General features: G+C 65.5%; 21 protein-coding genes. 12 read left to right on the top strand and 9 right to left on the bottom strand.

What is annotated here, in order from left to right:
• The 3 genes from ACLB6G_RS02795 to acnA all read right to left on the bottom strand — a co-directional run bounded on the left by ACLB6G_RS02795 (position 1) and on the right by acnA (position 4352).
• A complete protein-coding gene (locus ACLB6G_RS02795; RefSeq protein ID WP_410354583.1) occupies positions 1-384 on the bottom strand; it encodes a DUF2794 domain-containing protein in 384 nt (127 codons plus the stop codon).
• 330 nt (positions 385-714) lie between these two features.
• Positions 715-1464, bottom strand: a complete 750-nt coding sequence (locus ACLB6G_RS02790; RefSeq protein ID WP_410354582.1) for a DUF1223 domain-containing protein — start codon at positions 1462-1464, stop codon at positions 715-717.
• Between the two features lie 194 nt (positions 1465-1658).
• Entirely contained in the window at positions 1659-4352 is a 2694-nt protein-coding gene (gene acnA, locus ACLB6G_RS02785) for an aconitate hydratase AcnA (RefSeq protein WP_410355156.1), read from the bottom strand.
• 297 nt (positions 4353-4649) lie between these two features.
• On the opposite strand from acnA, the gene ccmA reads away from it, so the two are divergent.
• The 7 genes from ccmA to ACLB6G_RS02750 all read left to right on the top strand — a co-directional run bounded on the left by ccmA (position 4650) and on the right by ACLB6G_RS02750 (position 8741).
• The gene (gene ccmA / locus ACLB6G_RS02780) at positions 4650-5267 is read left to right on the top strand and encodes a heme ABC exporter ATP-binding protein CcmA (RefSeq protein WP_410354581.1); all 618 of its coding nucleotides are present in this window, start codon (positions 4650-4652) and stop codon (positions 5265-5267) included.
• Positions 5261-5926 (top strand): heme exporter protein CcmB, encoded by a 666-nt coding sequence (ccmB, locus tag ACLB6G_RS02775; protein ID WP_410354580.1) that lies wholly within the window; start codon positions 5261-5263, stop codon positions 5924-5926. The genes ccmA and ccmB overlap by 7 nt, the downstream gene beginning before the upstream one ends.
• Positions 5927-5997: 71 nt before the next feature.
• On the top strand, positions 5998-6765 hold the full coding sequence (locus tag ACLB6G_RS02770; protein ID WP_410354579.1) for a heme ABC transporter permease: 768 nt from the start codon (positions 5998-6000) through the stop codon (positions 6763-6765).
• 13 nt (positions 6766-6778) lie between these two features.
• Positions 6779-6934: a heme exporter protein CcmD gene (ccmD, locus tag ACLB6G_RS02765; protein WP_410354578.1), complete on the top strand. Its 156-nt coding sequence runs from the start codon at positions 6779-6781 to the stop codon at positions 6932-6934.
• Between the two features lie 7 nt (positions 6935-6941).
• Positions 6942-7529 (top strand): DsbE family thiol:disulfide interchange protein, encoded by a 588-nt coding sequence (locus ACLB6G_RS02760; RefSeq protein WP_410354577.1) that lies wholly within the window; start codon positions 6942-6944, stop codon positions 7527-7529.
• Positions 7530-7579: 50 nt separating this feature from the next.
• Positions 7580-8122: an NUDIX hydrolase gene (locus tag ACLB6G_RS02755; RefSeq protein ID WP_410354576.1), complete on the top strand. Its 543-nt coding sequence runs from the start codon at positions 7580-7582 to the stop codon at positions 8120-8122.
• Between the two features lie 175 nt (positions 8123-8297).
• A complete protein-coding gene (locus tag ACLB6G_RS02750; RefSeq protein WP_410354575.1) occupies positions 8298-8741 on the top strand; it encodes a hypothetical protein in 444 nt (147 codons plus the stop codon).
• Between the two features lie 13 nt (positions 8742-8754).
• Here ACLB6G_RS02750 and ACLB6G_RS02745 read toward each other — a convergent pair whose 3' ends face one another.
• Positions 8755-9408, bottom strand: coding sequence for a septation protein A (locus tag ACLB6G_RS02745; RefSeq protein ID WP_410354574.1), 654 nt, complete (start codon positions 9406-9408; stop codon positions 8755-8757).
• Between the two features lie 291 nt (positions 9409-9699).
• Between ACLB6G_RS02745 and ACLB6G_RS02740 the strand changes: the two genes are divergently transcribed.
• Positions 9700-10371 (top strand): hypothetical protein, encoded by a 672-nt coding sequence (locus ACLB6G_RS02740; RefSeq protein WP_410354573.1) that lies wholly within the window; start codon positions 9700-9702, stop codon positions 10369-10371.
• Positions 10372-10387: 16 nt separating this feature from the next.
• Here ACLB6G_RS02740 and ftsY read toward each other — a convergent pair whose 3' ends face one another.
• The 5 genes from ftsY to ACLB6G_RS02715 form a co-directional block, all read right to left on the bottom strand.
• Positions 10388-11746, bottom strand: a complete 1359-nt coding sequence (ftsY, locus tag ACLB6G_RS02735) for a signal recognition particle-docking protein FtsY (protein ID WP_410354572.1) — start codon at positions 11744-11746, stop codon at positions 10388-10390.
• Between the two features lie 30 nt (positions 11747-11776).
• Positions 11777-13057, bottom strand: a complete 1281-nt coding sequence (gene mtaB / locus ACLB6G_RS02730; RefSeq protein WP_410354571.1) for a tRNA (N(6)-L-threonylcarbamoyladenosine(37)-C(2))-methylthiotransferase MtaB — start codon at positions 13055-13057, stop codon at positions 11777-11779.
• Entirely contained in the window at positions 13057-13938 is an 882-nt protein-coding gene (gene dapF, locus ACLB6G_RS02725) for a diaminopimelate epimerase (RefSeq protein WP_410354570.1), read from the bottom strand. Before dapF ends, mtaB begins: the two co-directional genes overlap by 1 nt.
• Positions 13939-14018: 80 nt before the next feature.
• Entirely contained in the window at positions 14019-15101 is a 1083-nt protein-coding gene (locus ACLB6G_RS02720) for an MBL fold metallo-hydrolase (protein ID WP_410354569.1), read from the bottom strand.
• An 87-nt stretch (positions 15102-15188) separates the two neighbouring features.
• Complete coding sequence (locus ACLB6G_RS02715; protein WP_410354568.1) at positions 15189-15350, bottom strand: DUF1328 family protein; 162 nt, start codon at positions 15348-15350, stop codon at positions 15189-15191.
• A gap of 241 nt (positions 15351-15591) precedes the next feature.
• Here ACLB6G_RS02715 and ACLB6G_RS02710 point away from each other — a divergent pair, with 241 nt between their 5' ends.
• The 4 genes from ACLB6G_RS02710 to mdh all read left to right on the top strand — a co-directional run bounded on the left by ACLB6G_RS02710 (position 15592) and on the right by mdh (position 18681).
• The gene (locus ACLB6G_RS02710; protein ID WP_410355155.1) at positions 15592-16140 is read left to right on the top strand and encodes a protease inhibitor Inh/omp19 family protein; all 549 of its coding nucleotides are present in this window, start codon (positions 15592-15594) and stop codon (positions 16138-16140) included.
• 46 nt (positions 16141-16186) lie between these two features.
• The gene (gene zapE / locus ACLB6G_RS02705; protein ID WP_410354567.1) at positions 16187-17353 is read left to right on the top strand and encodes a cell division protein ZapE; all 1167 of its coding nucleotides are present in this window, start codon (positions 16187-16189) and stop codon (positions 17351-17353) included.
• A 77-nt stretch (positions 17354-17430) separates the two neighbouring features.
• Positions 17431-17646: a hypothetical protein gene (locus tag ACLB6G_RS02700; RefSeq protein ID WP_410354566.1), complete on the top strand. Its 216-nt coding sequence runs from the start codon at positions 17431-17433 to the stop codon at positions 17644-17646.
• A gap of 69 nt (positions 17647-17715) precedes the next feature.
• Complete coding sequence (mdh, locus tag ACLB6G_RS02695) at positions 17716-18681, top strand: malate dehydrogenase (protein WP_410354565.1); 966 nt, start codon at positions 17716-17718, stop codon at positions 18679-18681.
• The last annotated feature ends 11 nt before the right edge of the window (positions 18682-18692 follow it).

Below are 18692 nucleotides of genomic sequence, written 5' to 3'. Positions count from 1 at the left end.
TCAGCCCTTGACCAGTTTCAGCGGCTTGTCGAACACCGCCAGCACCCTTTCGAGTTCGTGGCCGCGCTTGAGCGTGACACCGGCGGCATTGACCACGGACCACGCGCCCTGTCGGGCCGCGCGTTTCGGCTCCTTGATGATCTGGAAAAGCGGTGCTTCGCTGGAGCGCTTGAAGACGGAGAAGACGGCGCGGTCGGGCAGGTGATCGATGGCGTAATCCCGCCATTCGTTGGCCGCCACCATGAAACTGTAGATATTCAGGATCCGGGACAGTTCGGTGCGATGAAAGGTCACCGTTTGCGGGTGGCGCTGCCGCCGGATGTCATGCAGCGCCACCAGATTGGATGCTTCGGAGGAACCTCCGCCCGCGCCCTGATTGTCCATGACGGCTCCTTCTTGTCACTTTCATGACAGCCTGCCGTTTCGCATGCGCAATTGCAAGCCGCAGCGATCACGGCTGCAGCGTGTCTGATCAGGTTATATTATGAACTACTGAAACAATCCGGTCGACAAACGTGAAAGGCCAGCCATGTTTTCGCCGCGTTCCCGCCAAGCTGCGGCCGCAAACGAAACCGACGCTGTATCCGTTGCCTGAGACGGTCCGGTCCGATCGCGGCTGTAACCCCCAAGCCCCCCGCCCACGGTCGCGGTTTGGCCGGACCAACCTCGGCAACACCCCGCCTCCGGGCAGTTCATTCTGCCCTTTGCCGGAGCCTATTTTTCCGCGCGCAATGCTGCCGTCGAGCCGAAGCCGATCGATGCCGCGCCGAGAATGGGACCCGGACCGGTCCCGCCCGCCATTTCCTGCACCAGCGCGGCACATCCGCCGCCGGCCTCGATGGACAGCGAGGACATGGGCAATTCGACGCGCATAGCATCGCCATGCCACATGCCCGCGGTCTGCCATCCGCTCACCGCGTTCCAGTAGGTGATGTCGCGTCCGCTGTTCTCGCCCTTGCGCACGGAAACGGTGCGCGGCGGCCCGTAGCAGACCAGCAGCACATTCGCCTTGCCGCCGGCGCTGCTTTCGCCGACGCGGATGAGGATCGATCCGTCGGTCCGCGACAGCGACACCGGAACCGGCAGGCCGCCGGTCGACTGCGCGATCTTTTCCTCCACCTCGCCGCGATGCGACCCGACTACGTCATGATGACCGTTGATCACCATCTGCGGCGTGTATTTCGACATGTTTCCAAGCGCACGGCGATAGGCTTCCTGTCGTGCCGTGTTGCCAGGATCGCCCAGCGTGTCCTTCCAGCCGAGATAGTCCCAGTAGTCCACGTGCCAGGCGAGCGCGATGACGCCCTCGCGCCGGGCCAGTTCACCCAGGAACGCGTCGGCCGCCGGGCAGGACGAGCATCCCTGGCTGGTGAAGAGTTCGACCACGGCCACGGGCTTTTCCCCTGCCCAGGCAGGCACGGCCGAGGCGGCAGCGAACAGCAGTGACAGAAAGAACCTTCTCACGGTGCCCCGGGCCTCCCCTGTGAAACGTGGTTGCGAAAACATGACCTGTGACGGACATAGTCCCCGCATTGATCAATGAAAACTCACTTTCGCGCGAGTTTTCGTGCCGGACCACACCACCGGCATGAAAAAGCCGCCGGGGTTGGCTCCCCGGCGGCTTGCATTTCACAGGCTGTGGATGGCGCTTCCGGCCCTCAGGCCGCCAGGTCCCGCAGCACATACTGCAGGATGCCGCCATTCTTGTAGTAGTCGAGTTCGTCGAGCGTATCGATCCGGCAAAGCAGTTCGATCGTCTTCGTCGAACCGTCGGCGAAGGTGATGGTGGCCGGCACGGTCTGGCGCGGCTTGATCCCCTCGAGGCCCTCGATGGACACGGTTTCATCGCCCTTCAGGCCCAGCGACTTCCAGGTGTCGCCACCGGTGAAGACGAAGGGAATGACGCCCATGCCGACGAGGTTGGAGCGGTGGATGCGCTCGTAGCTCTCGGCAATGACGGCGCGCACGCCCAGCAGGTTGGTGCCCTTGGCAGCCCAGTCGCGCGACGAACCGTTGCCGTATTCGCCGCCGGCGAAGACGACCAGCGGCACGCCCTCCGTGCGGTAGCGCATCGCGGCGTCATAGATCGACAGTTCTTCCTTGGACGGATAGTGGATCGTGTAGCCGCCCTCGCGGCCGTTCTCGCCCAGCATGAAGTTGCGGATGCGGATATTGGCGAAGGTGCCGCGCATCATCACTTCATGGTTGCCGCGCCGCGTGCCGTACTGGTTGAAGTCGGCGACATTGACGCCATTGTCCAGCAGGTACTGTCCGGCCGGCGACTGCGCCTTGATCGAACCGGCCGGGGAGATGTGGTCGGTGGTGATCTTGTCGCCGAACAGCCCGAGGATGCGCGCGCCCTTGATGTCGGACACCTGCCCGGCCGCCTTCGCCATGCCGGCGAAATAGGGCGGGTTCTGCACATAGGTGGAGGCGTCGTCCCAGGCATAGGTTTCGCCGGAAGGCGCCTGTACGGCCTGCCAGTTGTCGTCGCCCTTGAACACGTCGGCATACTTGGATTCGAACAGTTCGCGCGTGACGTGCTTGTGGATGAACTCCTGGATCTCCTGGTTGGTCGGCCAGATGTCCTTGAGGAACACGTCCTTGCCGTCCTTGTCCTGGCCGATCGGCTCGCTCGTCAGGTCGATGTTCACCGTCCCGGCCAGCGCATAGGCCACGACCAGCGGCGGCGAGGCCAGGTAGTTGGCCTGCACGTCGGGCGAAATGCGGCCCTCGAAGTTGCGGTTGCCCGACAGCACGCCGGCGGCGATCAGGCCCTTGTCGTTGATCGTCTTGGAGATCGGCGCCGGCAGCGGACCTGAATTGCCGATGCAGGTGGTGCAGCCGAAGCCGACCAGGTTGAAGCCGATCTTGTCGAGTTCGGCCTGCAGGCCGGACTTTTCCAGGTACTCGCCGACGACCTGCGAGCCCGGCGCCAGCGAGGTCTTGACCCAGGGCTTCTGCTTGAGGCCGAGCCGGTTGGCATTGCGCGCCAGAAGGCCGGCGCCGATCAGCACCGAGGGGTTTGACGTGTTGGTGCAGGACGTGATGGCGGCGATGGCCACGTCGCCATGGCCGAGGTCATAGTCCTCGCCCTCGACATCGTAGCGGCGGTCGATCTCGCCGGCATCCTTCTTGTACTCGGCGGTGAAGGCCTGACGGAAGCCCTCGCCGATCTTTTCCAGCGCGATGCGGCCTTCCGGGCGCTTCGGACCGGCCATGGACGGCACGACGTCGCCGAGATCCAGTTCCAGCGTGTCGGTGAAGACGGGGTCGGAGGAACCTGTCTCGCGGAACATGCCCTGGGCCTTCGAATAGGCCTCGACCAGCGCGATGCGGTCCTGCGTGCGGCCGGTCATGGTCAGGTAGTTCAGCGTTTCCGAATCGACCGGGAAGAAGCCGCAGGTGGCGCCGTATTCCGGGCCCATGTTGGCGATGGTCGCGGCATCCGCCAGCGTCAGGTGATCGAGGCCGTCGCCGAAGAACTCGACAAACTTGCCGACCACGCCCTTCTTGCGCAGCATCTGCACGACGGTGAGAACCAGGTCGGTGGCGGTGACGCCTTCCTTCAGCCTGCCGGTCAGCTTGAAGCCGATGACCTCGGGCAGGAGCATGGAGACCGGCTGGCCGAGCATGGCCGCTTCCGCCTCGATGCCGCCCACGCCCCACCCCAGAACGCCGAGGCCGTTGATCATGGTGGTGTGCGAATCGGTGCCCACGCAGGTATCGGGATAGGCGACGGTGGCGCCGTCCTCGTCCTTCGTCCAGACCGTCTGGCCGAGATATTCGAGGTTCACCTGGTGGCAGATGCCGGTGCCGGGGGGCACGACGCGGAAGTTCTTGAAGGCCTGCTGGCCCCACTTGAGGAAGCGGTAGCGCTCGCCGTTGCGCTGGTATTCAAGTTCGACATTGCGGGCGAAGGCATTCGGGTTGCCGAATTCGTCGACGATGACCGAGTGGTCGATGACGAGATCGACGGGAACGAGCGGGTTGATCTTCTGCGGATCGCCGCCGAGCGCCTTGATGCCGTCGCGCATGGCTGCGAGATCGACGACGGCCGGAACGCCGGTGAAGTCCTGCATCAGCACACGGGCCGGCCGGTAGGCGATCTCGTGCCCGGCCGTTCCCTTGTCGTCCAGCCAGGCGGCCACGGCCTCGATGTCAGCCTTGGTGACGGAGCGTCCGTCCTCGTTGCGCAGCAGGTTTTCCAGCAGCACCTTCATGGAGAAGGGGAGGCGGGAAACGCCGTCGAGGCCGTTCTTCTCGGCCTCTTTCAGATCGTAGTAGACGTATTCCTTGCCGGCGGCCGTCAGGGTGCGGCGGCAATTGAAGCTGTCGAGTGACTTGGACACGTGCGACCTCGTTCTCATTCATTCTGCCGAACGGGGCGGACGCCTCTTTAGCCGCGCGGACGCGGATCGGGAAGGTGCGGGTGCGGCCATTTCCGCTGTCCGGCCCCGCGAAAACCTCTTGCTTTGCAAGGCTTCCGGGTACGGCGCAAAAAAGGGTTGCCACGCCGGCCGCTGGCATGGTTGCCGGGCTTATAGGGAATTTTGTAGAAGGATTCCAGATCAACGAAAGGCATATTTTGGCGCTGCAGCATCCGCCACCGGACATCCGCGCTGCCTTGAACGGGAAAAGGGACTGTCATGCGGCTTGTTGCAAGCGGCCTTGCCGGCGAACGCGGCGGCGAGATCATCTTCTCCGGCGTCGACTTCTCGCTGGGCGCGGGCGAGGGGATCGTCGTCACCGGGCCAAACGGATCGGGCAAGTCCACCATGCTGCGCGTCATCGCCGGCCTGCTGGAACCGGCGCAGGGCACGATGCGGCTTGAAAGCCCGGGCGAGGAATTCCCGACACTGGAATCGGCGCTGCACTACCTCGGTCACCAGAACGCGATGAAACCGGCGCTGACGGTGCGTGAGAACCTCGACTTCTGGCAATCCTTCCATGGCCACGCCCACTTGCCGGTCGCCGAAGCGCTGGAAATGGTCGGGCTGGAGACGATCGGCCACCTGCCCTTCGGTTACCTGTCGACGGGCCAGCGCCGCCGCATCGCCATTGCCAAGCTGCTCGTCTCCTACCGTCCGGTCTGGCTTCTTGACGAACCGACCGCGGGGCTCGACAAGGCGTCCGAACGGCAATTCGCCGCGCTGATGGAAGCGCACATGGAGGACGGGGGCATGATCATCGCGGCGACCCATATCCCGCTGGGACTGGAAAACGTCCGCTCCCTCGACATGGGGGAGCATACGACCCGATGCTAGCCCTTTTCGTCCGCGATCTCAGGCTGGGGGTACGCGCCGGCGGCGGCGCGCTGGTCGGCCTGCTGTTCTACCTCGCCGTCGTCGCCGTCATCCCCTTCGGGGTCGGCCCGGATCTCAACCTGCTGGCGCGGATCGGCCCGGCCATCCTGTGGATCGGGGCCCTGCTGGCCGCGCTGCTCGGCCTCGACCGGCTGTTTCAGGCCGATCGCGAGGATGGGGCGCTGGACCTCGTGATCATCGCCCGCGACAGGCACATGCTGGCGTTGACCGTCTTCGTCAAATGCCTGGCCCACTGGACCGCGAGCGTCCTGCCGCTTGTCGTGGCCGCGCCCCTGCTCGGCCTGTTCATGAACATGACGCCGGTCGGCATCGGTGCCGCGACGCTGACGCTTGCCGCCGGAACGCCGGCCATCACCTTCATCGGCGCGGTCGGCGCGGCGGTGGCCGTGGCCCTGCCGCGCGGCGGCCTGCTGGTCTCGGTCCTCATCCTGCCCTTCGTGATCCCCGTGCTCATCTTCGGCGTTTCGGCGGCCTATGGCGCGGTGAACGATCCCGACCCCTTCTGGCCGCCCTTCCTCATCCTGTCGGCGCTGACGCTGTTCTTTGCGGTGCTGGGGCCCGTCGCCGCCGGCGCGGCGCTGAAGGGCGGGACCGATTGACGCGGAAATTTGAACGGCGCGCATGACGGCAATCAATTGCCGGCATGCATCAAAGACTATATGTAAACGGCATGAGCGAAACACAGACATTGCCGGACGCCAAGGCCGGATGGTTTTCAAGGCTTGCCAATCCGACCCGTTTCATCGGGCTGGCTGATACGCTGATACCCTGGCTGCTGGGCCTGGCCGGCCTCCTGCTGGCCGTGGGCCTCTGGATGTCCTTCACGGCGCCGGAGGATTACCAGCAGGGCATCACCGTTCAGATCATGTATGTGCACGTGCCTTTCGCCTGGCTGGCCATGATGTGCTACACGGTCATGGCCATCTCCTCGGTGGGCACGCTGGTCTGGCGTCATCCGCTGGCCGATGTCTCGGCCAAGGCGGCGGCGCCCATCGGCGCGGCCTTCACCTTCCTGGCCCTGTTTACCGGTTCGGTCTGGGGCAAGCCCATGTGGGGCACGTGGTGGGTCTGGGATGCGCGGCTGACATCGGTCTTCGTGCTGTTCCTCATGTATCTCGGCATCATCGCGCTGACCCGCGCCATGGACGACCCGGTCAAGTCGGCGCGCGCGGCCGCCATTGTCACGCTGGTCGGCTTCATCAACATCCCGATCATCAAGTTTTCCGTCGACTGGTGGAACACCCTGCACCAGCCCGCGGCGGTCTTCCGCATGGATGGCCCGACCATCCATCCTTCCATGCTGTGGCCGCTGATGGTCATGGCCCTGGCCTTCACGGTGCTGTTCTTCGGCCTGCACCTGATGGCGATGCGCACCGAGATCTGGCGCCGCCGGGTCATCGCCATGCGCCGCATGGCCGCGCGCCGGGCGGACGGTTGAGGAGCGGTCCGTCATGAGCCATGCTGCCTATGTCTTCGCGGCCTACGCCATGTCGGCCCTTGTGCTCGGTGGACTGGGCCTCTGGATCCTGACCGACATGCGCGCACGCCGGCGCGAACTGGCCGAACTGGAAGCGCGCGGCATCCGCCGGCGCTCCGAGAATGGTTGACCGGAACATGAGCGAGGAAACAGACGTTCGCGGCGAGACGGGCGCGCGGCCGCGCCGCTGGCTGGTGATCCTGCCACTGGTCCTGTTCGTCGCCTTGTCAGGCGTGTTCCTGATGCAGCTTCTTTCCGGCAAGGACGCCTCCATCGTCCCCTCCGTGCTGATCGGCACCCAGGCGCCTGCCACCGACCTGCCGCCTCTGGAAGGCGTCGATCTGCCCGGCTTTTCCACCGAATCGCTGAAAGGCAAGGTCTCGCTCGTCAATGTCTGGGCGTCCTGGTGCGTGCCCTGCCGGCAGGAACATCCGCTGCTGATGGACCTGGCGAAGGATGGCCGCTTCGGGATCGTCGGCCTCAACTACAAGGACAAGCCGGGTCAGGCGCGCGCCTTTCTGGCCGATCTCGGCAACCCCTTCACCATGCTGGGCGTCGACCAGACCGGCCGCGCGGCCATCAACTGGGGCGTCTACGGCGTGCCGGAAAGCTATCTGATCGGCAAGGACGGCACGATCCTGTGGAAGCAGACCGGACCGTTCACGCCCGAAAGCGTGCGCAACGGCCTGCTCCCGGAGATCGAAAAGGCGCTCGCGGCCAACTGATTTTCGCCGGCGCAGCTTCCAAATCACCCGCACTTGCCTAGATTGGCCCAATGACAGGCGATTTACCCATTTCCTTCCGCAGGCAGGTACCCGACGGCGACAGCATGGAGCGCAGCATTTGCGGCCATTGCGGCTTCGTCGATTACCAGAATCCGAAGATCGTGGTGGGCGCCGTCGTGCGCCACGAGGGCAAGATCCTGATGTGCCGCCGCGCCATCGAGCCGCGTTCCGGCTTCTGGACCGTTCCGGCCGGATACCTCGAACTCAACGAGACGCCGGAGGCCGGCGCGGCGCGCGAGGCGATGGAGGAGGCCTGCGCGAAAATCCGCATCGAGGGCCTGCTGGCCATCTATTCCGTGCCGCGGATCAGCCAGGTGCAACTGATCTACCGTGCGACGCTCGCCGAAGCCGCCATCGCGCCGGGGCCGGAAAGCCTTGACGTCGCCCTTTACGGCTGGAACGACATTCCCCATGACGAGATCGCCTTTCCGACCGTGCACTGGATGCTGGCAGCGGAGAAGGCCGTGCAGGAAGGCAAGGGCGGCGCGCCCTTCACGAATCCGCCGGGCGAAGCCGCCAATCTGAAACGCTGACCGGCGTCCGATCACGGGACAATCCGGCTTGCTGCGATTCCCGTTTTGCGAACAGCGTTTGCATTTCGCACATTTTCCGGCCCGTATGCGGGTTTTCATCGCGGCATGGCGCTTGCATCGCATCTCCCGAGAGGTCAGGTTGACGGGACGTTAACCATAATTCCGGGACACGGGCATGGTATTGGCACGACAGGCAGTGACGTGGTTTGCGGCAATCCTGGCATGCGGGCTTGTCGCCACGCCGTCGCTGGCTGCATCCGGCAATATCGGCTTTCACGGCACGGTCCCGGAACGGGGCCGCGAGGCGCTGGCCGTCGTCGCTGCCAGCCCTGTCAGCCTATCGGCTGAATCCGGTCTTCAATTCCTCAGCCGCAATACGGGCAGTCAGCCCGTGCGCCGCGTCTTTTCCGTCCTCTCCGTTGACGGGCAGGCCATGCCGGCCGAAATCTTGCCTTCCGAAGCCGTGATGCGGCCGGGCGCGATGCGCCGGGTCAGCGTGTTCGTCCCCTTCGGAAAGGCCACGGCACATCGCTATCGTGTCTGCGTGGAGAGCTACGCGCTTTCCGGCGCGCCGCTTGGCCGGGTCTGCCAGTCCCATGCCGCGCGGCGCGTCCGGTAGCAGGCTTGCCCGGTCAGCGGCTCTTGCCGTCGGCCTCTTCCAGCGAATGTTTCATGATGAGCGGCATCTGGCTCATGGTGAAGACGAGCGTGATCGGCATGATGCCCCAGACCTTGAAAGCGACCCAGGTATCGGTTGAGAAGAGGCGCCAGACCACTTCGTTCGCCGCAGCCAGAAACAGGAAGAACAGGCCCCAGCGAAGGGTCAGCTTGCGCCAGCCTTCTGCATCCAGCCGGAACGCGCTGTCGAAGACATAGCCCAGCAGAGCCTTGCCGAAGACGAGACCGCCCAGGAGCACCGCACCGAACAGCGTGTTGACGATGGTCGGTTTCATCTTGATGAAGGTCTCGTCATGCAGCCACAGCGTCAGGCCGCCGAAGACGAAGACGATCACGCCGGAGATCAGCGGCATGATCGGCAGGGTTCTCACCAGCGCCCATGAGACGGCGAGCGCGATGGCCGTGGCGGCCATGAAAAGGCCGGTCGCGATGAAGAGCGGCCCGCCCAGTTCTGCGAGAACCGGATAGCGCGCCGCAAGCCATTCGCCGCGCGAATTGGCGAAGAAGAACACCACCAGCGGTCCCAGTTCCAGTGCCAGCTTCAAGAGCGGGTTCATTTCCTTTCGCTTCGGATCGGAGGGATCGCGCTCGAAAACTGGCTCGGACATGGTCGCCTTCCGGTTCGTGAGAAAAAAGCATCCGGCGAGCCGTTCGCCCGTCCGTCTCCATCACCTAGTGGATCGCTGCCGCCTTTGCCAGTGGGACCGCGCCAGAAAGACCAGCCCCCGCATGGCGACGGGGCTTTCCCTTCGCCGGCCGGGCGCTAACCTTTCCTTTACCATGTGGGCGCAGGCTCTCGGGTGGAGGGTCAGGCAAACCGGCCTGACCGGGAGGGTGAGCGGCCGCCGGGACCGCGCGCCTCCATCCGCGCGCCGGCCAGCCATGGAAGGGAGCGCGCCATGAAACCCTATTTGCATGTGATCGTGTCGTGTCTGGCCCTGCTGGCGTGTTCCGGCGCGGCACAGGCATGCCGCATTGCCCTGGCAGGCGAAGCAAACGCCGCGCCGGTGACATTCGCCGCCCTTGCCGAGGGCATCACCGCGGCACGGTTCGATTGCAATGGCCAGAAGGACCTGCCGGTGCTGATCTGGACCCTTGCGATCGATCATCGCCAGCCGCATGTCGGGGTGCGCGACAACCGGCTTTTCGACGAAGCGGTGGACGGGCCGATGCGCCCACTCGTCTCGGCGCGGATCGAGAGCCATGCGCGCATCCATGTCATGGAAAGACAGACCGTGTCCGGTGCTGCCCGCACCGCTCCCCCAGGCCGGGCAAACCGCCGTTTCGTCACGTTCTGCGACGCAGGCCATGAAGGCGATCCGCTTGACTGTTCGCTGGCCGGTGCGCGTCTCAAGGCCCGTGTCACCCCGGTTCACCGCGACCGTGACGGGGTCCCCGATCTCGCCCGGCACGAGATCAGCCACTACGATGGCGCGGCGCGCCTCAGCGTCCTGATTTTCGATGCCCCTTACGCCGAGCGTCCGGAAGCCGATATCGGCCGATGGATCGGCATGCTGAATGCATTGTCCGGCGCCCTGGCTCCGGATGAAACGACCGGTTCGATCGACTGACAACCGGTCCGCCTGGTCAGCCCGTTCCGGCGATGGCCCGGGCAAAATCGGCAGCCGCGAAGGGTTCGAGGTCATCGATCCCCTCGCCGACGCCGATGAAATAGACCGGCAGCTTGTACTTCGCGGCAATGGCGACGAGGATGCCGCCGCGCGCCGTGCCGTCCAGCTTCGTCATGACGAGACCGTTGACCCCGGCGACATTGCGGAAGATCTCCACCTGGTTCATCGCGTTCTGTCCGGTGGTCGCGTCCAGCGTCTGCAGCACGGTGTGCGGCGCCTCCGGATCGTGCTTCTGAAGGACGCGCACCACCTTGGCCAGTTCGTCCATCAGTTCCGCCTTGTTCTGGAGCCGCCCGGCCGTATCGATGATCAGCACGTCCGAGCCGGCGTCCCTGGCCTTGACGAAGGCGTCATAGGCGAGACCGGCAGCGTCGGCGCCCAGTCTGGAGGACACGACCGGCGCGCCGGTGCGCTCGCCCCAGATGTGAAGCTGTTCGATCGCGGCCGCCCGGAACGTGTCGCCGGCGGCCAGCATGACATTCAGCCCGCCACGCGTCAGCTTTGCGGCCAGCTTGCCGATGGTGGTGGTCTTGCCGGTGCCGTTGACGCCGACCACGAGGATGACATGCGGCTTGTGCGACAGGTCCAGTTCCAGCGGAACCGCCACCGGTTCCAGCACCTTTTCCACCTCGCCCGCCATGACCGCGCGCACTTCCTCGCCGCTGACCTCGCGGCCATAGCGTCCCGACGCGAGCGTGTCGGTGATGCGCATGGCCGTCTCGATGCCGAGATCGGCCTGGATCAGCACGTCCTCGAGATCCTGCAGCGCGTCCTCGTCCAGCTTGCGCTTGGTGAAGACACCGGCAATGCCCGATGTCAGGTTCTGCGAGGAGCGCGCCAGGCCGGAACGGAGCCGCTGGAACCAGCCGGGCCGTCCCGCTTCCGGCTCCGGTGGCGGCGCGGCATCGGCCTTGCGCTCGACGGACTTCGAAACCGTGACCTTGCCCCCCGGCGGCGTGACAGCCGGAACAGGGGATACGCGCGGCGAAACCGGTTCTTTCGGTTCGCCTTCGGGCTCCGGCGCGGGCACGGACGCTGAAACGGGTTCGGCCACGGCATCCGGAGGCGTTTCGGCCGGCGGGGGCACGCCTTCGGTCTCGTTCATCGTCCCGGCGTCATCCGGCACCGTCTCTTCAGGCGCGGCATCCGGAGCGGGTGCCTCGAATGGCGCGGCCATGTCCGGACCGGCGTCCGGAGCCGTTTCAGCCGGCGGTTCCGCGGCAGGAACCGTTGCCGGAGCTTCATCCCCGGAGGGGCGGTCCTCGACCTCTTTGCGGCCGAAGGAGAAGACCTTCTTGATGAAACCCAGAGCCATTGCGCCGTTCCGTTCCTTGCCTCTGCCGGTTCACGCCGCCCCGGCCAGCGCCGGGCGGGTGAGCAGCTTTTCCCCGTCATGGCCGGCGATCGCAACGCTCACGATGTCACCGGGCACGCCTTCCGCGCTGGCGAGCGTGAAATCCTCCGTGCGGCCGATGCCAGGCTTTTCGATCAGCACGCGCGCGGTGCTGCCGGTGCGCGCCGCAAGATGGGTGGCATAAGCCGCGTCGCCGGCTTCGCGCAAGCGCGCGGCGCGCGCCTTGCGAACCGCCTTGTCCACCTGTGGCATGCGCGCGGCGGGCGTGCCCTTGCGGGCCGAGAACGGAAACACGTGGAGATGCGTCAGCCCGCAATCGGCGACGAGTTTCAGCGTGTTCTCGAACATGGCGTCTGTTTCGGTGGGAAAACCGGCGATCAGGTCGGCGCCGAAGACGATGTCCGGGCGCAGGCGGCGCACCTCCTCGCAGAAGCGGATGGAATCGTCGCGCAGGTGGCGCCGCTTCATGCGCTTCAGGATCATGTCGTCGCCCGCCTGCAGCGAGAGATGCAGGTGCGGCATCAGGCGTGGTTCGGTGGCGATGGCGTCGAGCAGGGCGTCGTCCGCCTCGATGGAATCGATGGAGGAAAGGCGCAGCCGGTCGAGACCGGGAACCTTCGAGAGGATCGCCTTGACCAGGCGGCCGAGTTTCGGACTGCCCGGCAGGTCCGCGCCCCAGGAGGTCAGATCGACGCCGGTCAGCACGACCTCGCGATAGCCGTTGCCGACAAGGCGCGCCACCTGGTCCACCACGCCGCCGGCCGGAACCGAGCGCGAATGCCCCCGTCCATAGGGAATGATGCAGAAGGTGCAGCGATGGTCGCAGCCGTTCTGGACCTGCACGAACGCGCGGGCGCGCCCCTCGATGGCGTCGACCATGTGGGAGGCTGTCTCGCGCACCTCGAAGATGTCGTTGACGCGCACCTTCTCGAAGGCGTTGACGCCGAATTCCGGCAGGGCGCGATAGCTCTGCGCCTTCAGCTTGTCGTCATTGCCGATGACGAGATCCACTTCGTCCATCCCGCCGAAGGTCTCCGCCTCGGTCTGGGCGGCGCAGCCGGTGACGATGATGCGCGCCTCCGGATTGTCGCGCCGCGCCTTGCGGATCGATTGCCGCGCCTGGCGGACGGCCTCCGCCGTCACGGCGCAGGTGTTGATGACGATCGCGCCGCCCTCCAGCGCGCCGAGGCCCGCGGCCTCCGCCTCCCGTTTCATCACTTCCGACTCGTAGGCATTGAGCCGGCAACCGAAGGTGACGATCTCCACGCCCATCAGGCCGCGCCTTCCCTGTCGCGCGTCCAGGCACCGGTCTCCGGGTCCAGCATGCCGGAAAACTCCCATTCCGCCGGCCCGGTCATGATCACGTGGTTGTCCTCGTTCCATTCGATGCCCAGCGGCCCGCCCGGCACGTGAACGGTGACGGTCCGGTCCATGCGGCGCAAGCGGATGGCGGCAACGGCCGCCGCGCAGGCCGCAGACCCGCAGGCGCGCGTCAGTCCGGCCCCGCGTTCCCATGTGCGGATCACCACCTCGCTGCGCGAAAGGATCCGCGCGATCGTGATGTTGGCACGTTCCGGAAAGATCGGATGATTTTCCAGCATCGGCCCGAAGCGCTCCATGTCATAGGACCAGACATCGTCATCGACCCAGAAGATGGCGTGCGGATTGCCCATCGACACCACCGATGGCGAATGCAGCACCGGCGCGTCGATGGGGCCGATCTGCAATTCGATCATGCGGGTGTCATGAAACTCCTCGGCCAGCGGAATGTCCTTCCAGCCGAAACGCGGTTCCCCCATGTCCACCGAGACCGTTCCGTCGGCGTGTTCCTGCGCTGTCAGGATGCCGGCCAGCGTCTGGAAGGTGAAAGCGCTGCGGCCGGTTTCGGCTGCCAGCGCCTGGACGACGCAGCGAGTGCCATTTCCGCAGGCCTGTGCCTGGCTGCCATCGCTGTTGATGATCTCGATGTAATTGTCCGTGCCCTCAAGGCGGGGATCGTGGATGGCCATGATCTGGTCGAACGCGGTCGCCGGATCGCCGGCCAGCGTGCGCGCGGCAGCAGGCGTGATCCGGTCGGCGCGGCCGCGCATGTCGGCCACGATGATCTGGTTGCCCAGTCCGTTCATCTTTGCAAAGGGCGCTGGCGCCGCCATGGCTCTCTGGCTCCGTTCTTCGCGCCCTATATGGCCGAAGAAGAGGCACAATTCCAGTCATGGACCGAAGCCGGCGCGGTTCAAGCCCCGCCGGCCGGCGGCACGTCGAACACCTCGCCGGGCAGCATGGGCCGGAAGCGCTCCCGCGCAATTCCGCCGGCGTCGAGCGCCGCATGCAACCGCGCCTTCGGTTCCTCGATGCTCTCGTCGGTCAACTGGAACGTGCCCCAGTGGTGGCCGGCGGCCCATTCGGCGCCTGCCAGCCGGAATCCCTCGACCGCTTCCTCCGGATTCTGGTGCTGCCCCTTCATGAACCAGCGCGGCTCATAGGCACCGAAGGGCAGGATCGCAAGGCGGAAGCCCCCGTGCTTTTCGGCTGCCGCGCGATAGTTCCGGCCTTCATGGAAACCGGTGTCGCCGACATGGTAGATGCGTCCGGCCGGCGTCTCGATCACGAAGGCGGCCCACAGCGCCATGCGCCGGTCCGTCATGCCGCGCGCCGACCAGTGGTGGCAGGGTTCGAAATGGATGCGGACCGGACCGGCCTCCAGGCTGTCTCCCCAGTCGCCGGTGGTGACCGCCATTTCCGGCACGGCCCCGGCAACAATGGCATCGTTGCCAAGCGGCGTGATGACCTTTGGCGCATGCGCCCGGTGCAGGCGGGCCAGCGTGTCGACATCGAGATGGTCGTAGTGATTGTGGGTCAGCAGCACGAGATCGACCGGCGGGAGGTCATCGAAGGCAATGCCCGGCGCATTGACCCGCTTCGGCCCGGCGAAGGAGAGCGGCGACGCCCGGTCGGACCACACCGGATCGGTAAGGATGTTGAGACCGGCCACCTGGATCAGCAGCGTGGCATGGCCGACCATCGTCACGCGGATGGCGTCACCCGAAACGCGCCGGTCAGGCCGGGCAGGCGGATGCGGCGGGTCGAACCGGACCGGCCATTCGGCGCGGCTGCCGCCGAACCGCCAGCGCAGGAGGTCCTTCAAACCGCGCGGTTCAATGCCGCCCGGATTGAAGAAGGTCCGCCCGTCGAAATGGTCGCTGACCGGACCCTCGTAATAGGGATTGGCCCGCGCGCCGCGCATCCAGGTGAACGTGCCGGCCAAGGTGGCGATTCCTCCGGTTGCAAGCAGGGTCAGGAAATGTCTGCGGTTCATGGACTGCAGATAGGCCTTTGACCTCCGGGCGTCCAGTCTCCCGGGCGACGATACCGCCGGGCCGCGTCACGGATGGCGCGCCTTGCGTCAGGCGATGGCCACGATGCCGAGGATGACCAGCAGGAAGAGGACGAGCAGGACCCCGATGAGCAGCTTCGCGCCGGTGAGCGCCGCGCCCGAAAGCGTGTTGAAGCCGAGCAGCGAAGCGACCGCTGCCACGATGAGAAGGATGATGATCCATTTGATCATGGAAAGAACTCCGGTTGACTGGTGCCGGTGAGGCCGGCCATCGCATCCTTCAATGCAGAAAAGGCAATGAAGTTCCCGGCAGGGACGCGGCGCAGACCGGGAACAACCCGGTATTGAAACCGTTCTCGGAACGCAATATTAACCCTGTCCGGTTGAAAATGCCCCCAAAGCGCCGTTTTCCAAGCGCATTCAGGGCGTGATCCGGATCACGCGACATTCAGAGAGGGTTTGAATGATGGGGATGAAGCACTTGGCATTGGCGGCCGCATGCGTTTCGGCGCTTGGACTGACAGCCTGCCAGAGTGAGCGGCTGGGACGCCTGAACACGCAACCCGCGCCCCTGACGCCTGCGCCCATATCGCCGGTGACCCAGGAACAGTTGCCACCGCCTTCCCAGCCCGAGACGCTGAATCCGTCGGGCTTCCCGGACGCGCCCGGCACGGAAACGGACGGGACCGAGGTTGCGGCGGCCGATCCCGCCCAGCCTGCAACGCCGCCTGCGAACGCCCAGCCGCTGACAAAGAACGCGATGGTCGGAAGCTGGTCGGCGAACAGCGCCGGCGCAAGCTGCCAGATGTTCCTCACGCTGACCAAGTATGGCAGCGGCTCGCGCGGCGGCACGCGCGGCTGCTCCGGCGACATGGCGAACGTGCGCGGCTGGGATGTGCAGGGCGCGCAGGTCGTGCTCTACAACGAGAGCGGCGACACCGTGGCAAGGCTCTACAAGTCCGGCGACCAGAGATTCGACGGAACGACGAGTTCCGGCCAGGCGGTATCCGTTTTCCGCTGACGGCCGGACGCAATCGCAACGACAGCCGCCACGGGCACGCCTTCGTATGGCTTCATCGCAACCGCCGTCTGACCGGCCTTCCGTTCTGGAGCGCTACGACCATCTGGCGCGGACCGGAAAGCTCCAGGGCGATCCGGAGCAGCGGCGCATTGCCATGCGCTTCGACCGGCTGATCGAAGAGATCGCGGAAAAGCGCCTCCAGCGCAAATCCTCGGCGCTCGGCTGGATCTTCGCCAGGCGCAAGCCGAAGCCGGAACCCGTGCGCGGGCTCTACCTGCATGGCGGCGTCGGCCGCGGCAAGACCATGCTCATGGACATGTTCTTCGAACTGGCGCCTGCACGGCGCAAGCGGCGCGCCCATTTCAACGATTTCATGGCCGACGTGCATGACCGCATCGGTCGGCACCGCGCCGCGGTGAAGGCCGGGACGGCCAGGGGCGACGACCCGATCCCGCCCGTCGCCGCCTCCATCGCCGAGGAAAGCTGGCTGATCTGCTTCGACGAGTTCACCGTCACCGACATTGCCGACGCGATGATCCTCAGCCGCCTATTCTCCGCGCTGTTCGCCGAAGGGGTGGTACTTGTCGCAACCTCGAACGTCGCCCCGCAGGACCTCTACCGGGACGGCCTCAACCGGTCGCTCTTCACACCGTTCATTGCCATCCTGGAGCGCCATACCGACGTCACCAATGTCGACATCGAGACCGATTACCGGCTGCGCGAACTGGACCGGCTACCCGTCTATGTCACGCCGTCGGGACCGGAGGCCGACGCTGCCATGGACCGCGCCTGGGACAGGCTGACGGGCGGCCTGCCGGAACAACCGGTGACGCTGGAAATCAAGGGGCGGACCGTTTCCGTGGAGCGCGCCGCGGGCCGGGCCGCGCGTTTCTCCTTTGACGATCTTTGCGTCAGGCCGATGGGCGCGCGCGACTTCCTGGCCATCGCGGACCGGTTCGACGCCATCGTGATCGACCGTGTGCCCGTCATGGGCAACGAGACGCGCAACGAGGCCAAGCGCTTCATCCTGCTGGTCGACACGCTCTATGACCGCCGGGTCCGCCTGATCCTGTCCGCGCAAGCGCCGCCGGAAAAGCTGTTCACGGGCACGCACGGCACCGAACTGTTCGAGTTCCATCGAACCGCCTCGCGCCTGATCGAGATGCAGAGCGCCGACTGGATCGCCCATACACGCGATCACGACCGCGGCTGACCGCATCGTGTGGAGCGGCAAAGGGAAGGTGGCCGGCAGGGACTGATCGAAGCACGGATGGACGCGAAAGGCTGGCCATGGCATGGTTGCCGCACTGGCGGGAAACGGGGCGCCGCTTGGCCGGCGGCGGTGGAAATAGCGCGTATTCCTTCAATAATTCTTACTTTTACGTAAGAACAGATCGATTCAAACGATTGATATTGCTGGCAACCAAAGAATCGGTTGAAAAAAAGGTGGCTCGAGTCTATGCGAAGCCCGGCATTCCGGATGCCCTTGGCAAGTCCGGCGGCTGAACCATTCCTGCCCGTTCTCAGGCTCAAGGCGGGCCTTTCCCGCGGGCGCAGCAAAGGGAAAACTAGCACATGGCACGCAACAAGATCGCGCTGATCGGCTCGGGCATGATCGGCGGCACGCTCGCCCATCTGATCGGCCTGAAGGAACTGGGCGACGTCGTCCTGTTCGACATCGCCGAAGGCATTCCGCAGGGCAAGGGGCTCGACATCGCGGAATCCTCTCCTGTCGACGGGTTCGACGCGCGCTTCACCGGCGCGAACGACTATGCCGCCATCGAGGGTGCAAACGTGTGCATCGTCACCGCCGGCGTGCCGCGCAAGCCGGGCATGAGCCGCGACGACCTGCTGGGCATCAACCTGAAGGTCATGGAACAGGTCGGCGCCGGCATCAGGAAATATGCTCCCGACGCCTTCGTCATCTGCATCACCAATCCGCTCGACGCCATGGTCTGGGCCCTGCAGAAGTTTTCCGGCCTGCCGAAGAACAAGGTCGTCGGCATGGCAGGCGTCCTCGACTCCGCCCGCTTCCGCTACTTCCTTGCCGAGGAATTCGGCGTGTCGGTGGAGGATGTCTCCGCCATGACGCTGGGCGGCCACGGCGACGACATGGTGCCGATGACGCGTTACTCCACCGTCGCGGGCATCCCGCTGCCGGACCTGGTCAAGATGGGCTGGACCTCAAAGGACAAGCTGGACGCCATCGTCGAGCGCACCCGGAAGGGCGGCGGCGAGATCGTCGGGCTGCTCAAGACGGGCTCGGCCTATTATGCGCCGGCCGCCTCCGCCGTCGCCATGGCCGAATCCTACCTGAAGGACAAGAAGCGCGTCCTGCCCTGCGCCGCCTATCTCAACGGCGAATACGGCGTGAAGGACATGTATGTCGGCGTTCCGGTGGTCATCGGCGCCGATGGTGTCGAGCGCGTCGTCGAACTCGAATTCACCAAGAGCGAAGAGAAGATGTTCGAGACGTCTGTCAGCGCGGTCGCCGGCCTCTGCGAGGCCTGCCAGAACATCGCGCCGCAGCTGAAGGACTGAGGAGAGGGATT

This window comes from Zhengella sedimenti, assembly GCF_046506625.1.
Classification (GTDB): Bacteria; Pseudomonadota; Alphaproteobacteria; order Rhizobiales; family Rhizobiaceae; genus Zhengella; species Zhengella sedimenti.
The sequence above is the reverse complement of the archived record's forward strand: the minus strand, read 5'-3'. Positions and strand labels throughout refer to the sequence as shown.

Bases quoted from the DNA above. Each gene is read 5' to 3' on its own strand.
- ACLB6G_RS02795 (WP_410354583.1), bottom strand. From the start codon at position 384: ATGGACAATCAGGGCGCGGGCGGAGGTTCCTCCGAAGCATCCAATCTG.
- ccmA (WP_410354581.1), top strand. From the start codon at position 4,650: ATGCGGCTTGTTGCAAGCGGCCTTGCCGGCGAACGCGGCGGCGAGATC.
- ccmB (WP_410354580.1), top strand. From the start codon at position 5,261: ATGCTAGCCCTTTTCGTCCGCGATCTCAGGCTGGGGGTACGCGCCGGC.
- ACLB6G_RS02770 (WP_410354579.1), top strand. From the start codon at position 5,998: ATGAGCGAAACACAGACATTGCCGGACGCCAAGGCCGGATGGTTTTCA.
- ccmD (WP_410354578.1), top strand. From the start codon at position 6,779: ATGAGCCATGCTGCCTATGTCTTCGCGGCCTACGCCATGTCGGCCCTT.
- ACLB6G_RS02760 (WP_410354577.1), top strand. From the start codon at position 6,942: ATGAGCGAGGAAACAGACGTTCGCGGCGAGACGGGCGCGCGGCCGCGC.
- ACLB6G_RS02755 (WP_410354576.1), top strand. From the start codon at position 7,580: ATGACAGGCGATTTACCCATTTCCTTCCGCAGGCAGGTACCCGACGGC.
- ACLB6G_RS02750 (WP_410354575.1), top strand. From the start codon at position 8,298: ATGGTATTGGCACGACAGGCAGTGACGTGGTTTGCGGCAATCCTGGCA.
- ACLB6G_RS02745 (WP_410354574.1), bottom strand. From the start codon at position 9,408: ATGTCCGAGCCAGTTTTCGAGCGCGATCCCTCCGATCCGAAGCGAAAG.
- ACLB6G_RS02740 (WP_410354573.1), top strand. From the start codon at position 9,700: ATGAAACCCTATTTGCATGTGATCGTGTCGTGTCTGGCCCTGCTGGCG.
- ftsY (WP_410354572.1), bottom strand. From the start codon at position 11,746: ATGGCTCTGGGTTTCATCAAGAAGGTCTTCTCCTTCGGCCGCAAAGAG.
- mtaB (WP_410354571.1), bottom strand. From the start codon at position 13,057: ATGGGCGTGGAGATCGTCACCTTCGGTTGCCGGCTCAATGCCTACGAG.
- dapF (WP_410354570.1), bottom strand. From the start codon at position 13,938: ATGGCGGCGCCAGCGCCCTTTGCAAAGATGAACGGACTGGGCAACCAG.
- ACLB6G_RS02720 (WP_410354569.1), bottom strand. From the start codon at position 15,101: ATGAACCGCAGACATTTCCTGACCCTGCTTGCAACCGGAGGAATCGCC.
- ACLB6G_RS02715 (WP_410354568.1), bottom strand. From the start codon at position 15,350: ATGATCAAATGGATCATCATCCTTCTCATCGTGGCAGCGGTCGCTTCG.
- ACLB6G_RS02710 (WP_410355155.1), top strand. From the start codon at position 15,592: ATGAAGCACTTGGCATTGGCGGCCGCATGCGTTTCGGCGCTTGGACTG.
- zapE (WP_410354567.1), top strand. From the start codon at position 16,187: ATGGCTTCATCGCAACCGCCGTCTGACCGGCCTTCCGTTCTGGAGCGC.
- ACLB6G_RS02700 (WP_410354566.1), top strand. From the start codon at position 17,431: ATGGCATGGTTGCCGCACTGGCGGGAAACGGGGCGCCGCTTGGCCGGC.
- mdh (WP_410354565.1), top strand. From the start codon at position 17,716: ATGGCACGCAACAAGATCGCGCTGATCGGCTCGGGCATGATCGGCGGC.